We start from the raw sequence: 1,310 nt of genomic DNA, 5'->3' as shown, positions 1-1,310 counted from the left end.
GGGTTAGCGGCATAAATGTGTGTACAGGATAGGCCCCTTCCCCAGTAAACAGTAAGGCAAGACAGGATTAAACATGCTCTGGAAGCATGTTCAGTGTCTCTTCCTAGGAATCAACCCAGGTGTGGTGTATGCACCAGCAAGCTCGTGAAGAACGGAAAGACGAGCGCCGGACGTACCCGATGGCGATGCAAACACTGCGGGGCCTCCACTACGAAGTCGCGCACCGACATCACCCGCAAAGCCGAATTTGATGCCTTCCAGCACTGGCTGGCTGGCACCCAAGCACAGGGTGGATACACCATCCCCAGGCGCACGTTCCGCCACCGAATCCGCTGGTGTTGGAACGTCGCCCCCGCCCTGACGCCCACGGGGGAAGTCCACGACCAGATCATGCTCGATGGCACCTATTTCAACGGCTGGTGCGTCCTCATCGCCTTTACCGGCAGGCATGTCATCAACTGGCAATACACCGACGCAGAGAAACGCGCGTCCTGGACTGCTCTCCTCGAGCACATCCCGGCACCGAAGGCCGCGATCGTCGATGGCAACGGACCACTACAGACGATCGTGAAGAAGCACTGGCCCACGACCCGCATTCAACGTTGCTTCTTCCATATCCGCCAGCGCGGCAACACCCATTTGACCCGGAACCCGACCCTGCCGGCGAATAAGGAACTCCTCGCCCTCTACAAGGCCCTCATGGACGTTCGCGCCCTCGACAAGGCCGCGGCCTGGACCGCAGCGTTTGCCTCCTGGGAAGCGAAATGGCAGTCGTTTCTCAAGCACCGTACCTACGCTGAAAAGTCAACGATCAGGCCCGCTCATGTGAGTCCGAATCAGCAGTGGTGGTACACACACATCCGAACCCGCAGAGCATGGAAACTCCTCGCCAATCTCATCCGCGATGACGAACTCTTCACCTGGCTGAAACTCGCCGAAGACGGTGTGATCATCTCCCGCACGACGAACCCGCTGGAAGGTGGGCCGAACAAGGCGATCAAGGACTTCCTTCGGGCTCACAGAGGCCTGAGCGCGCCCCACGCCGTCACGGCGATCACGTGGTTGCTCTATCACCGCACCGAACATCCCAAAGACGCCTGGCAGTTCGTGAAGCCAACTGATTGGGCTGAACCGAATAAACGTCGAATCCCGCCGAGGACAGACACTGGAAGGTCGGAGACGAATGCGCTTTACGGGACGTCATTCAGCGTCGAGGACGGGACTGGAATCCGGAAAGGGTGGGGCGGACGATCAGGGTGAAATCCAGATCCAACACGCTGGCCCCATACACACATTCTTGCCGCTAACCC

At 59.1% G+C, this 1,310-nt stretch carries 1 protein-coding gene; it reads left to right on the top strand.

Going from position 1 to position 1,310, the window contains the following annotated elements; all coding sequences use genetic code 11:
• Positions 1–93 precede the first annotated feature (93 nt).
• Positions 94–1,260: an IS1249 family transposase gene (locus BAUR9175_RS19080; protein ID WP_257784989.1), complete on the top strand. Its 1,167-nt coding sequence runs from the start codon at positions 94–96 to the stop codon at positions 1,258–1,260.
• Positions 1,261–1,310: the final 50 nt, after the last annotated feature.

It is taken from the genome of Brevibacterium aurantiacum, from assembly GCF_900169065.1.
GTDB classification, from domain to species: Bacteria; Actinomycetota; Actinomycetes; order Actinomycetales; family Brevibacteriaceae; genus Brevibacterium; species Brevibacterium aurantiacum.
Note: the sequence above shows the minus strand (reverse complement) of the source record. Positions and strands in the feature narration are given on the sequence as shown.